General features: G+C 51.0%; 11 protein-coding genes. 2 read left to right on the plus strand and 9 right to left on the minus strand.

What is annotated here, in order from left to right:
* Positions 1–166: 166 nt before the first annotated feature.
* Positions 167–1312: a tyrosine recombinase XerS gene (xerS, locus tag ACFVVF_RS04050; RefSeq protein WP_387805607.1), complete on the plus strand. Its 1146-nt coding sequence runs from the start codon at positions 167–169 to the stop codon at positions 1310–1312.
* On the opposite strand, the gene ACFVVF_RS04055 is transcribed toward xerS, so the two are convergent.
* The 3 genes from ACFVVF_RS04055 to ACFVVF_RS04065 all read right to left on the minus strand — a co-directional run bounded on the left by ACFVVF_RS04055 (position 1309) and on the right by ACFVVF_RS04065 (position 5481).
* Positions 1309–3114, minus strand: a complete 1806-nt coding sequence (locus ACFVVF_RS04055) for an ABC transporter ATP-binding protein (RefSeq protein WP_387805609.1) — start codon at positions 3112–3114, stop codon at positions 1309–1311. The two genes, xerS and ACFVVF_RS04055, sit on opposite strands and share 4 nt — an antisense overlap.
* A 12-nt stretch (positions 3115–3126) precedes the next feature.
* Positions 3127–4875: an ABC transporter ATP-binding protein gene (locus ACFVVF_RS04060; protein WP_387805611.1), complete on the minus strand. Its 1749-nt coding sequence runs from the start codon at positions 4873–4875 to the stop codon at positions 3127–3129.
* Between the two features lie 72 nt (positions 4876–4947).
* Positions 4948–5481 (minus strand): ADP-heptose synthase, encoded by a 534-nt coding sequence (locus tag ACFVVF_RS04065; protein ID WP_387805613.1) that lies wholly within the window; start codon positions 5479–5481, stop codon positions 4948–4950.
* 142 nt (positions 5482–5623) lie between these two features.
* Here ACFVVF_RS04065 and ACFVVF_RS04070 point away from each other — a divergent pair, with 142 nt between their 5' ends.
* Positions 5624–6601 carry a YpdA family putative bacillithiol disulfide reductase gene (locus tag ACFVVF_RS04070; RefSeq protein ID WP_387805615.1) on the plus strand — a complete coding sequence of 326 codons (978 nt, stop codon included), beginning with the start codon at positions 5624–5626 and terminating at the stop codon, positions 6599–6601.
* Between the two features lie 19 nt (positions 6602–6620).
* On the opposite strand, the gene ACFVVF_RS04075 is transcribed toward ACFVVF_RS04070, so the two are convergent.
* The 6 genes from ACFVVF_RS04075 to ACFVVF_RS04100 all read right to left on the minus strand — a co-directional run bounded on the left by ACFVVF_RS04075 (position 6621) and on the right by ACFVVF_RS04100 (position 12791).
* The gene (locus ACFVVF_RS04075; RefSeq protein WP_387805616.1) at positions 6621–7961 is read right to left on the minus strand and encodes a DUF4129 domain-containing protein; all 1341 of its coding nucleotides are present in this window, start codon (positions 7959–7961) and stop codon (positions 6621–6623) included.
* Positions 7958–9046: a DUF58 domain-containing protein gene (locus tag ACFVVF_RS04080; protein ID WP_387805618.1), complete on the minus strand. Its 1089-nt coding sequence runs from the start codon at positions 9044–9046 to the stop codon at positions 7958–7960. The genes ACFVVF_RS04075 and ACFVVF_RS04080 overlap by 4 nt, the downstream gene beginning before the upstream one ends.
* Positions 9047–9079: 33 nt before the next feature.
* A complete protein-coding gene (locus tag ACFVVF_RS04085) occupies positions 9080–10039 on the minus strand; it encodes an AAA family ATPase (RefSeq protein ID WP_387805620.1) in 960 nt (319 codons plus the stop codon).
* 78 nt (positions 10040–10117) lie between these two features.
* Complete coding sequence (locus ACFVVF_RS04090) at positions 10118–11041, minus strand: polysaccharide deacetylase family protein (protein WP_387805622.1); 924 nt, start codon at positions 11039–11041, stop codon at positions 10118–10120.
* A 38-nt stretch (positions 11042–11079) separates the two neighbouring features.
* A complete protein-coding gene (locus tag ACFVVF_RS04095) occupies positions 11080–12090 on the minus strand; it encodes a phosphotransferase (protein ID WP_387805624.1) in 1011 nt (336 codons plus the stop codon).
* A 38-nt stretch (positions 12091–12128) separates the two neighbouring features.
* Positions 12129–12791 carry an MOSC domain-containing protein gene (locus tag ACFVVF_RS04100; RefSeq protein WP_387805626.1) on the minus strand — a complete coding sequence of 221 codons (663 nt, stop codon included), beginning with the start codon at positions 12789–12791 and terminating at the stop codon, positions 12129–12131.
* Positions 12792–12954 lie beyond the last annotated feature (163 nt).

Genomic DNA, 12954 nt, shown 5'->3' on the forward strand with positions numbered 1-12954 from the left:
ACATACTATCTTTTATTAAGTAACCCTAAACCATAAATTACATTTATTTGCTAATGAAGCTTCTGGAAGTGAATGATCAGCTTCATAATGGCTTGTTCGCATTGTCCAAGGCGGACCCAGTTGGTACAATATAGAAAGGTTTGAACAGAAGCGAGGTGCACGACCCTTGAATATTTTAAAAGTGAAAGACCGTCAAGAGCTGGACCGCAAGCTGCCGTCCATGCCGTGGTATGTAGAGAAATTCGTCAATTATAAGCTGCCTGATCTATCGCCGTCCTCCCTGCTGGAGTACGTCCGCGACTATGAGCTGTTCATGAAATGGCTGATTGCCGAAGGCTTGTCAAGTGCAGTTGAAGTCAAGCAAGTCGAGCTGATCGAGCTTGAACGGCTGCATATGGAGAGCATTGATAATTTTCGAATGTTTCTTGCGACCCACCCTACCCATCACAATACGAAAACAACGATCACAAGACGACTGTCGTCCTTGCGCTCGCTATTTCATTATTTGAGCCAAATTGCCGAGGATGATGAATTTTATCCGCTGCTTAAGCGCAACGTAATGGCAAAGGTATCGATCAAACGGACGCATAAGCCGAAGGATACGGCTGCAAAGCTGGAGGGCAAGCTGCTGCAGGAGGAAGAGATTGCAGAGTTTCTGGCTTACATCGGCCATTATTATGAGCAGGATATTGCGGCCAATAAGCAAGCGCTCTATTCTTATAAACTGAATCAAACCCGTGACGCTTGCATCATCAGTCTCATTCTTCATTCCGGACTTCGCGTATCAGAGCTGGTGAATCTCAATATCGACGACATCGATGTGAAGAAGAAGCTGTGTTATGTGTACCGCAAAGGTAAAAACGACGATACGTTCAAAACGCCAGTCTACTTTAGACAAGAAGCGACGGATGATCTGAATGCCTATTTGCAAATGCGCGATACCCGCTACAAAGCGCCAAAACGTGAAAAAGCCCTCTTTCTCGCCATTGCGAATGGCAAAAAAGAAGGCTCTAGAATGACGAAACGGGCTATTCAGGAAATGGTTATCAAATATGCGAAGCGCTTCGGCAAGCCTTATCTCTCCGTACATAAGCTGCGCCATTCCTTCGCGACGGATTATTACCTCCGTAACGATATTTATATGACCCAAGAGCAATTGGGCCACGCATCGCCGGAAACGACGCAAATTTATGCCCATCTGACCGATAAGACGATGGCCGAGGCGATCGACCGGATTAAACGAAATAGCGAGGCTACTTCTACTTCTACTTCTACTTCTACTTCTACTTCTACTTCTACTTCTACCTCCTAGAGCAGAGCTTGCGACATGACCGCTTCCTGCATCTGCTGCTGCGTCTGCACGAGGTTGGCATAGGTGCCGCCTCTTTGCATCAGCTCGTCATGCGAGCCCTGCTCGCTAATCCGGCCATCCTGCACGACCAATATAACGTCGGCTTCTCTGATCGTAGACAGCCTGTGCGCAATTATAAATGCCGTTCTGCCGCCGAGCAGCGTCTCCAGTGCTTCCTGGATATGCTGCTCGGTTTCTGTATCGACACTGGAGGTCGCCTCATCCAGAATAAGAATCCGTGGATCAGACAGCAGCACCCGTCCAAAAGCTAACAGCTGCCGTTGTCCCACAGACAGCTTGGAGCCGCGCTCCTCTAATTCCGTATCATAGCCGTTAGGCAGCCCCGCAACGACCCGGTCAAGTCTAACGCTTTCCGCTGCTTTAATCAACTGCTCTTCTGTGCTGTTATCATTGCCGTAACGCAAATTTTGCTCGATCGTTCCGGAGAAAATAAAGGAGTCCTGCAGTACGATACCCATCTGCTGACGCAGCGATTCAAGCGTCACATCCTTGACGTCGACACCGTCGATCTTTACCTGACCATCAGTTGAATCGTAAAACCTCATTAATAAATTGACGATTGTGCTCTTCCCCGCTCCGGTAGGACCAACAAGTGCAACACGCTGTCCCGCACGTACATTGAAGCTCACGTTATGAAGAACATCCGGTTTGTCTGGCGCATAGCGGAACGATACGTTCTCGAATGAGACGTCTCCGCGAACGGCAGGCAGACGTTTCGCATTAGCTGCGTTCGTCACTTCCGGATCGGTATCCAATATCTCGAAGATCCGCTCTGCCGACGCCATAGCCGACAACACTTGGCTGTATACCTTCGACAAGGCGCTGAGCGGCCCCCAAAATCTCCACAAATAATTGATGAAAGCCATAATAAAACCTACGGTCAGCACATCATCCATTACCCGAGTTGCGCCAAACCAGATGACGACGCAAGTACCGATCATGCCGATCATCTCGACAAACGGATAGACCAGCGATTCAAGCGTAACTGCACGCATAAAGGCCTTTTTATTTCTTGTATTGATTGTGCCAAACTTTTCGTTGTTTTGCTGCTGCCGCGAAAAAGCTTGAATGACGCGAATGCCTTGAATCGTCTCGTTCAAGTTGCCGTTAATGGCAGACATCGTTTGGCGCGAGCGCGTCCAAGCGCCTTCAATACGCGGCCGCATTCTGCCTACGGCAAAGTAGAGCAGCGGCATCGTTACGAAGGATAACAAGGCAAGCTGCCAGTCCATCCAGAGTAAAATAACGATAATGCCAACCAGGTGCGTCACTTCCATAACGGTCGTAATTAAGCCGCCGTTAATAAGCTCTCCGATCGCATTCGTATCATTCGTTATACGGGACATAATTTTGCCGGCCGGTCTGCCGTCGAAAAAACGGAAGCTCAGCTTTTGCAAATGGTCGAATAATTGCTGACGCAAATCGAATAATATCCGCTGGCCTGTAAAATTGATATATTTAGTCCGAACCCAGTCACAGCCCCAGCCGATCAGCTTAATAGCGAGAAGCGAAATACCGAATATATGTATCGCTGTAAAATCGCCATTCTTAATGCCATTATCGATAAGATAGGCAAGCAGCAGCGGTTCGGCCAGACTGAGCAGCATATTAATGAGGACAACGACGACGACGAAAGATAATATTTTACGATAAGGAGTCAGATAACCGAACAGCTTGCGCATATAGCCCATGTTAAACGGCTTCTCCTCGATTTCCTCCTCATCCCACTCCACTTGGCTCATTTGCTTTCCTCCTTATAAAGAAGCTTGCTGCTTCTGCTGCCGTTCGAACAGCTGGCGGAAAAATCCATTCCGTTCGCTCAGCTCTCTATGCGTTCCCTGCTCGACAAGCTTGCCGCGCTCCAGCACGATAATGCGGTCGGCATGCTGAATGGATGACAGCCGCTGGGCTATGATAAAGGTAGTACGGTCTTTCATGACCTCAAGCAGCGCCTCATGAATGGCAGACTCTGTGGCCGTATCCACACTTGCCGTCGCTTCGTCCAAGACGAGAATCGGCGGGTCCATTAGAATAGCCCTCGCGAGCGCAACCCGCTGGCGCTGCCCGCCTGATAGCCCTACGCCCCGTTCACCGATCAGCGTATCGTAGCCGTGAGGCAATCCTTCGATAAAGGAATGAATTTGCGCCTTCGCTGCCGCATGCTCGATTTGCTCTTGCGTAGCGCCCGGGTATCCATAAGCGATATTGTCCCGGATCGTTGCGGAGAACAGAAACGTCTCCTGCGGTACAATGCCAATGCTCCGGCGAAGACCGTCGAGCTCGTAATCTCGCACATCCGTGCCGTCGATCAGTACACGGCCGCTGGAAGTATCATAGAACCGAGACAGCAGGCCGATAAGGCTGCTCTTACCCGAGCCCGTCGCGCCAAGCACGGCTATTACTTCACCCTGATTCACCTTGAAATGGATATCTTTCAATATCGGCTCATCCGATTTGCGGTCTTGATCGGCAAAGAAGAAGCTTACACCATCGAAGGTCACAACCCCCTTCATTCCTTTCGTTTCCCGTCCCGCTTCCGGCGACTCAATATCGACAGCCTCATCCAGCACTTCGAACACGCGCGGCGCCGCTTTAACCGCCTGCTGCATAATATTGATCTGCCAGCCAAGCATATTGAGCGGCCAGATCATCCCCCATGTATACCATTGGAAAGCCATGAACGTTCCCATCGTCATCTCTCCACGGGCGACGAAGATTGCGCCAAGCCAGATCATGAGCACGAACGTCAAGCCGCCAAACAGACCCATAAGCGGGAACGACTTCGCCTCCAGCTTCGCACGCTCCATGTTCGTCTCGAAATTTTGCTTGTTGCGTGCCGCAAACTTGCCCTTCTCGGAGTTTTCGGCTGCAAATGACTTCACGACGCGAATACCGGAGATATTCTCCTGCAGCGTAGTCGTCAGCTTGCCCATCTGCTCTCGTATGCTGGACCAGGCCGGCCCAACCTTGCGGTAGAAACGCCACAAGACGAGTAAAATAAGCGGGATCGTTACGGCGCTGATCAGCGTCACTTGCCATTGCATCCATAGCATGAAGATAAAGGTACCGACAAAGGTCAGCAAGCCTGTGAATAAGGCCATAGCGCCAAAGCCGACGAAGTTTTTAACCGCTTCGATATCACCCGTCATACGCGACATAAGCTGTCCCGTTTGCGCTTTGTCATAATAAGTGAATGACAGCCGCTGAAGCTTGGCGTAAAGCTCTTCCCTCAGCTTAAATACAACGTTTTGCCCTACCAGCTCCTGTGAGTAGCCTTGAAGGAACATTCCCGCGCTCTTCAGCGCTTGAACGCCTGCAAGCAGCAATGTTAGCGATATGACGACCGACATGTTTTTGACGGCAATGCCTTTATCAAATATTTCCTTCAATATCCAGGGTGCAATCAAATCGAATAATGTAGCCAGAATCATAATAACGACAGCAGCAACTACCCATCTGGCGCTTGGCTTTACGTAGATCATAAGCCTCATCAGCGTCTTCAAGAGACAATCCCCCTTTCAAAATAAGCAGAAAAAAAGACCCCAAGCCGCAAACAGCCCAAGGTCTTTCGAGCGTTAACGATCGTTGAACAATCCGGCATCTGCCGTTGATATTCCCTCTTCGACCGCAAACTCAAAATCTTCGATGTCATAAATCTGTACAGGCACTTCAGCTTCGATCAGTTTATCTTGAAACTCGAACTGGTCCGACAATAGCGGAACGCTTAGCTTCGAGCTGGTTAGCAGCAATTCCGTCTCAATCGGATCGAAATATTCGCCATAATGGGCATTGTCGACTGCATGAACGACTGTAAACTGAATACGGTCATTCAATATTAGCGGCGAGCTTTCCCTCCATGGCAACTGCATCGCTTTCTCAATTTTTTTGCGGTTGAGCGGATCTTCGAAAAAAGCGATCAGCTCCGCTATTTTTGACCGGACGTGGGAATCATCTTCAGGGTCTTCCATAACCGGATCGGACCCGTCGCGCATATCATAAAGTTCGAGAACGGAAGAATAAGGCACGACATAGTCGATCGGACGGCTCGGAACGAGAAGATGCCCGTAGGTTGCTACCATTACTGCTTCTATTACAAATCGCCGTCGCATGCTCGCTCCTCCTTCGGTACAAACGGTTCCACATTATTATACAATAATCCATCCGGTGTACAAGATAGCCAAACGCCAAAATTTGCGTTAAATCCGCACTCCGCTGTAAAATAGGTTGGACATCAATCTGGAGGTTGACGCAATGGAACGAGAAGAAGCAATTATTATCGGGGCCGGTCCGTGCGGACTAGCAGCCGCCATTGAGCTGCAGCGAATCGGGCTGCGCCCGCTCATTATCGAGAAGAACAATATGGTACACTCGATTGCCCAATATCCCACGTATATGCATTTTTTCAGCACGGCAGACCGGCTGGAAATCGGCGATATCCCTTTCACTTCGCCCAATGAAAAGCCGTCTCGCCTCGAGGCGATCAACTACTACAGAACCGCTGCGCTTCGTCATGAGGTACGGATCCATGCTTACGAGACAGTCCTGCGGGTAGAACGGGAAAACGGCGGTTTTGTTGTACATAGCGTTAACCGCTTTGGCGATAACTGCAAATATGCGGCACGCTATGTCGTAATCGCAACCGGCTATTTTGACCATCCGAACTACTTGGGCATTCCTGGTGAGAAGCTGGAGAAGGTTAGCCACTTTTTCCGCGAATCCCATCCCTATACTGGCATGGAGGTCGCAATTATCGGCGGCAGCAACTCTGCGATAGATGCGGCTCTAGAGCTGGAGCGCGCTGGCGCCAAAGTAACCATCATCTACCGGGGCGACACCTATTCCCGCAGTATTAAGCCTTGGGTACGTCCGGGTCTGGAGAAAAAGGTCGAGAACGGCAGCATTAAGATGCTGTTCCAATCCCAAGTCGTTGAGATCGACAAGCGAAGCGTTGTCATTCAAGGTCCGGACGAACGATATTCCATCCCGAATGATTTTGTACTGGCGCTAACCGGCTTCCATCCTGACCGCGATTTCTTAATTCATACAGGCGTAGCGATTGCAGAAGAAGGCTTCCCGTTCTTTGATGAAACGACGATGGAGACGAACGTTCCTGGCCTATATCTTGCCGGGGTTGTCGCCTCCAAGCATGAGGCAAACGAGATCTTCATTGAATCCGGGCGATATCATGGCACTAAGATTGCCAATCATATTGTCGAGCAGCGCAGCTAGCGTAGCACAAAGGCCTTATTTATTTTTTGGGAGACTTGCGGCTTGATTCGTCAAGCCGCTTTTTTAATTGCTCGGCCGATTGAGCATCCATCTCCCGCTCCCCGTACCGGACTTCCTCATAGACACGCACCAGCGTTATCTCTTCCTCCGTTGCCCCTTGTCTTTTTTGCCAGGACAACAGGTCAGCAGCCGTCTCTTGCGGCGTCAAATGCGGCTGATAAGCATAACCCTGTTCAATTTGCCCCTTAATGAGCCGCCGATACAAGTATCTAATCCGATCCGCACCTGTACGAAGCTCGCTCCAGCCCGGCTCTTTCTCCGCTTTGTTCCTCCGGCCTCTGCCCCATCTCGACGAAGACATGATGCTCTCAACCTCATCGACGTATCCGCCCTCAGCTTCGCGGCTTTCATTGGTACGTGCCAGCAGCCGGTCCATTGTCTGACGAATCAGCCTGTATAAGGCGCGTCCAATAAAGAACATTACGACAACTATTAGGATGATTAATAGAATTGTACCGGCAATTCGCAATATCGCTTCCAGCAGCAAAACAAATGCTGACGGCTCTGTCGGTTCAATTGGCACCCCGGGATCTAATGCCGGAGGCGGCTCTGTAGACGGTTCAACTGGCTCCGTCGGACGATTCAGCCATCTCATAATCGCATCGCCGATTGCCCGGAAAGCGGATTCCAGCAGCTGCTGCAATTGACGGAACAAGCTGAACACGATCAGCACAAGTACGACAAGCGCTGTCATCCACCGGTTTTGTCTGCGGAACCCTGCGGCCGTCCTGCTTCTGAATTCATTCCCCGCTTCACCTGAAATCAGTCTTTCATTCGTTAGAAAGAAAAATAGAATGACAGCTGCGATACCGCATACCGTCAATGCGTTCCCGTACGGCGTGACGTGATCTAACATCCCCTTAAAAGGCTGGATCGCCACAAATGCGAAAATGCAAAACATCATCACGGTATTCGGGAACAGTGTATCCCAGCTGTTCATCATTTGGCTGATGCCTCTAAAAACGGCAAACATACTGATAAGTACCAGCATTGCAGCAAGCACGAAATCGGTACCCGCTGCTCCGTCCCCTAAATCCCATGCTGCGATAAAACCGCCATGTGCTGCTCCAACGGCAATCGCCGCCAGCAGACGGAAGATGAGCCGGTTAAACTTTAAAGTCTTTTTGAGAAATGCACCAATTCCATAACATAGCGGAAGTGTCAGCAGCCACAAGAGAACGGCTTGGCCAGAAAAAACATGAACGGCGATCAACAGCAACAGCGGCAAGACGAACAACACTTCGACTCCGCCTTTGAGAATAGAAGCTACCGGTGATTTGGAGCTCAATTTACTTGTCATCCGGCTGCACCTGCCTTCGCTTCCTGGCTGCGGGGCATGTCCGCCAGCACCCAGTGCACGACAGCGTTTCCATTGCTGCGCAGACGTTCAGCCTGCACATCCATCTCCGCATTCCAATAAGCAGAAATAATGAGAATGTCCCGCTGCGAATAAGCGTAATCCGCTTCCCGCTGAAGCAGCTCTATGAACCGCTCCGTCCGTGTCAGCTCCAGTCTGGCCATCGTCTCCAGCAGCTCGATAAGCTGTCCATTGCCGCCGCGAGGCTCGAGTATGGTACTTTCTATTCCTCCAAGCATAGGCATATTGCAGCCAAAGCCTGCCTCCATGCCGGATTGAATGACGGATTGCGCAGCGCCTGCAGCCATTTCGATTCCACGCTCGATGGTCGCTTCTGACGTCACGGAGCGCCACATCGCTTCGCGATCCTCCACATTCAGATACACCATCAGCTTGCGGTCAGCCGTAAAATCATATTGATGGACTTGAAGCCGTCCCGCACGCGCAGTCGCTTTCCAGTTAACCTGCTTATAACCGTCTCCTGTCCGGTAATCCCGGGCACCAGTTATGACGAAAGGATCCTCGATGATCCAGCGGCGTACCGAAAGCTCCCCTTGCCAGCTATGTGAAGGCAGCTCATTCACAGGAACCTCTGCTGGCCGCGGATAGACAACGAGAACGCCGCCTAACGGAATTTGCCGCGATTGCTGACCGATGCCGAGCAAATCTCCTCCGGTGAGCGTCACGGTCTGCAGCTGATACAAGCCTCTTTTGGCAGCCGTTATGCGATGTCTCCGCGTTATTTTCGTAAATGGCATAAGTGCAAAAAAACTTTTATGATTCTGAGATAGCTGTCCGCTGCTGACGTCGAGATTTTCCTGATGCTGAAACTGTAAAGACGCGGACAGCTGCGATTCCACCCGCAGCCATGGAACAGGAAGCCACTTCTCGTTCGTAAGCTGCTCGACGAGTTCTAGCTGTTCCCCGCGGTAACAGCTGCGATTCTGAAAATGCCTCGTATACCCGATGCTTCGCAAGGCATACCTGCCGAACAGCTTCGCTTGTATAAACAATACGATGATTGCCATGATACCGAACCATAGGATGATCATCGATTTCGCCTATCGGGAAGCAATGCCGGCTTCTGCCGGAACCGCTGTTTGCCGGATAATATCTTGAATGATTTGCTGTGCATTGTGCTGAGTCCGCTGCAGCCCCCGCAGCGCCAGCCGATGCGCAAGAACCGGTGCCGCCATCGCCTTTACGTCATCCGGCGTTACGAAATCCCGTCCCCTCAGAATTGCATGAACCTGAGCTGCGCGAAGCAATGCTTGGCTGCCCCGGGGACTGACGCCAATCAGCACATCGTCGCGAGTTCTCGTCTGTTCAACGATCTGCAGCATATAGAGCAGCACATCGTCAGCTATTCGAACGCTGCTGTACAGCCTTTGAGCCTCGGCAATCCGTTCTGCGCCAGTTACAGGCTCCAACTCTTCCAGCGGATCGCCTTCTTTGAAGCGCTTCAAAATTTGAACGGCCTCTTCTGTCGTCGGATAGCCCATTTCGATTTTGAACAAGAAACGGTCCAGCTGCGCTTCCGGAAGCGGGAACGTGCCCTGATGCTCGACCGGGTTTTGCGTCGCGATAACCATAAACGGCTTGTCCAGTCGTTTTGTTTCGCCCTCTACGCTAATCTGCCTCTCCTCCATACATTCCAGCAAGCTGGACTGTGTGCGGGGCGTTGCCCGGTTAATCTCATCGGCAAGCAGCAAATTCGTGAATAGCGGACCGGGGCGAAATTCGAAGCCGCCTTCCTTCTGATTGTAGAACTGAATGCCCGTCAGATCGGAAGGCAGCAGGTCCGGCGTGAACTGAACACGCCGGAACTGCAGCTGCAGCGACTTGGCCATTGATTTGGCGAGCAGCGTCTTGCCCGTTCCCGGCACATCTTCCAGCAATACATGTCCCGAGGTAACGAGCGCGATGAACAACAGCTCAACTACATTTTCTTTTCCGACGATAACTTTGCCGATATTGGCCTTTAATTGCTCGGCTAACTGAGTAATAGGTGTGTATGACATATAAGCAGCTCCTCTGCGGCGAATGAGTAGTCAATGAAATCAATTAAGTGTAACCGATTGCATAATTGTTACTTTCCTTTAGCCTCTCCAGCCGCTTTGCTTCCGCTGCAGCTGCTGCAGATCACGCCAATGAATCACTCGAATGTCTTGATCGGCTAACGTACGTTGAATCGCTTTATCTCGAAACAGCTGAAATTCCATACCTCGTTTCTCCGGCTGCCCATGAAAGGCAAGCAGCTCATCGGTAACGAGTGACGGGTGGATAATAAGCTCCGTTACGCCAGGCTTAAGATTTTGCAGCAGCAGCTGCATGTCGGCTCTTAGCGTCTCGTACGTCTCCCCCGCCTGAAGCTGGAATGGCAGCCCTGCCAAATAATCGAGCACGACGACCCCCATCGAATCGGCAAGCAGACCTAACTGCCTGGCTTGCTCAGCAAGCTCTGGAGGCGCAACTTCGCCTTCAGTCAGCGACAATGATCTCGGCATCCGGAACGGCAGGCCGTATTTGGCGCATACTTCGAATACCAGCGGCAAGAAATGCCGGCCGGTCTCAAGACCGTATAAACTTCCCATATGATTGTCAGCATGGGTTGGCTTCATGCCGCAAGAAAGCGCCGTTTCGATCTGGGCAACGAGTTCTCCGCGTACTTGCTCGGGATCCGCCTGCAGCTCAAACGTCTTGCTATCTTTTGGAAAGGAACCATCTGGTGTAACTAGCGACGATGTAGACGCCGTTTTATTGACCGGCCCCCACCTGTAAGAGTCCCATTCACTTGTGAACGTAAAATGAATGCCAACGTCATATTCAGGATGAATGGCACTCCACTGAGCGGCTTCCTTGAAAGCCCTGCACGGCACCATCAAAGTGGCGGAGCTGACCGCCCGTTCCTCAAGCAGCTGCTGAATGCCGGAGTTAACTGATTTGCACAAGCCGTAATCGTCCGCATTGATGATGAGCAGCCGTTGTTCGCTGCCATACCCAAGTGCTGTTGCGACATTCATTTTCATCCGCTCCTTCACAAGTTTTTAATCGATCAGAGTTATTGCTGGCGAACGAGAGTATGAAGGAAAAGCCGCTGCAGCTCCCGTTCGTGCTCGCCAGTCCAACAGCATATCCGATGACATTGTTCAATAATGCGCGCGAATACGGAAGCATCGTCCAGCCGCTCTTCTAGGCGGGTTGCAAAGTGCAGCGCTACATCGAGCATCCGCAGCTTAATTAACGTTGGAATTGCCATCATTTCTTGTTCCGTAAGATGCAGACCGCCGCTAAAGCCTTCGCAAAAACAACGGATTTGCTCCCAGGCAAGCTGATCTTCTTCTGCAATGAGATCCGTAATGACAACTGCGAGCTCCATCGCACGCACATCTACTGTACAAAACTCAAAATCCAGCAAGCCCACGACTTCATCGCCAATCGCCACAGCGTTGCTGAAATTTACGTCTCCGTGTATCCATTGACGAGGCAGCAGCTTCAAATGTTCCCATCCGTTCCGCAATTGCTCCCTTAACTTCTGCAGCTCCAATAGCTTCACTTCGGCCGTTTGAACCTGCGGATGCTTCTCAGCAAGCGATTTCAACACTTCCGTTGTCAATCCGCCATAGACCTGTTCGATTTCATAATAGGGCGAGTAAGGTCCTGAATACGATACCGATATGCGGCCTAACGCCTGCATCAGATCGGCGACTCTGCGGCCAAGTGACCGAATGTGGGTCTTATTCGCGGCCTGAGGCCGTGAGCCTTCTATAAATACATACAGAGCGGCAAGCGTTCCGTCTGGCGATTCCGCGATCGTCTCGCCGTTTCGCTTGGCAACCGGTACGGGGGATTGAAACGGCTTATCGAGCTTATGCAGCGCTTGCAGCAGCTCATGCTCCAGCCGAACCGTCCCCCGATCCCGATGATTGTTGTATTCCCTGAGTACATAGCGGCGATTTCCCGCCTGAATCATTCGGGTCGTATTATTCATGCCGCTATCGCCGGGTATGATCGACCATTCCGCCTCTAGCTCGAACTGATCGATATAAACGGCAAATCTGTCTTCTGTCAAATCATGCTGCCTCCCTATTCCGCTAATCCAAATTGCTGCTATTCCCCGGCTTGCTCTTGTACCAGCTTCTCTAAACGGGCACTCAACGTCTCTCTCCAACTGCTTGCCAACGCATCTACCGCTAACAGCGCTTCAAGAGCGGCACGATCCCGCTTCGCCGTGTACATAACCCGGTTAGCTTCGGCAATTGTAATGCCTGCCGGATGCCGTTCTAGAATAGAAAGGGCGACGCCCGCGGATATTGGCCCCTCTTCCAGCACACGGAAATAAAAACCGGTATAACCGGTGCTTTGTACCTCCGCGGTCAGAGCGGGACGATTATGTCTGACCCCTAATTTATAGCAAGGCTGACGGGGCTGGCTGACTTGAACGGTTACTTGGCCGGCTTGAATAATATCCCCGATGCAAAGATCATGCTCCGACCAGCCGGATACCGTCCAGTTTTCCCCAAACGCACCGTAAGGAAGTGCTGCAGCCAGATGCTCCTCCCAATAGGGATAATGAATTTCAAAGTAAGCGCACACCGCCTTGTCAGGTCCGCCATGGTGCACGGTATCGGCTTGACCGTCGCCATTCAATCCGGTCTTGCTCAATCGATGGGCAGCCTGCGATGGCGTTTTGAAAATACCGGTCATTATCGGTTTATTGCCATGCATCGCTTCTACCGGTTTTCCGACATTCAATGATACAATACTGCTCATTTCCGCACTCGTTAGCAATGGACAATCCCCTTTCTGCCAGCAAATCCATATCCCTATTATAATCGTATAAGGGAGAAGATGGCAAAAGAAATGGAGACAAGCCCGTCACTGCTAATATAGACTTTTTGTATACTGATTAATGTTGTTAATTATTAATCAAATA

This window comes from Paenibacillus sp. NPDC058174 (assembly GCF_042883865.1).
GTDB lineage: Bacteria > Bacillota > Bacilli > Paenibacillales > Paenibacillaceae > Pristimantibacillus.

What these genes read in the sequence shown, in the direction of transcription:
- ACFVVF_RS04055 (WP_387805609.1), bottom strand. Translation starts at nt 3,114, where the DNA reads ATGAGCCAAGTGGAGTGGGATGAGGAGGAAATCGAGGAGAAGCCGTTT.
- ACFVVF_RS04065 (WP_387805613.1), bottom strand. Translation starts at nt 5,481, where the DNA reads ATGCGACGGCGATTTGTAATAGAAGCAGTAATGGTAGCAACCTACGGG.
- ACFVVF_RS04070 (WP_387805615.1), top strand. Translation starts at nt 5,624, where the DNA reads ATGGAACGAGAAGAAGCAATTATTATCGGGGCCGGTCCGTGCGGACTA.
- ACFVVF_RS04075 (WP_387805616.1), bottom strand. Translation starts at nt 7,961, where the DNA reads ATGACAAGTAAATTGAGCTCCAAATCACCGGTAGCTTCTATTCTCAAA.
- ACFVVF_RS04080 (WP_387805618.1), bottom strand. Translation starts at nt 9,046, where the DNA reads ATGGCAATCATCGTATTGTTTATACAAGCGAAGCTGTTCGGCAGGTAT.
- ACFVVF_RS04085 (WP_387805620.1), bottom strand. Translation starts at nt 10,039, where the DNA reads ATGTCATACACACCTATTACTCAGTTAGCCGAGCAATTAAAGGCCAAT.
- ACFVVF_RS04090 (WP_387805622.1), bottom strand. Translation starts at nt 11,041, where the DNA reads ATGAATGTCGCAACAGCACTTGGGTATGGCAGCGAACAACGGCTGCTC.
- ACFVVF_RS04100 (WP_387805626.1), bottom strand. Translation starts at nt 12,791, where the DNA reads ATGAGCAGTATTGTATCATTGAATGTCGGAAAACCGGTAGAAGCGATG.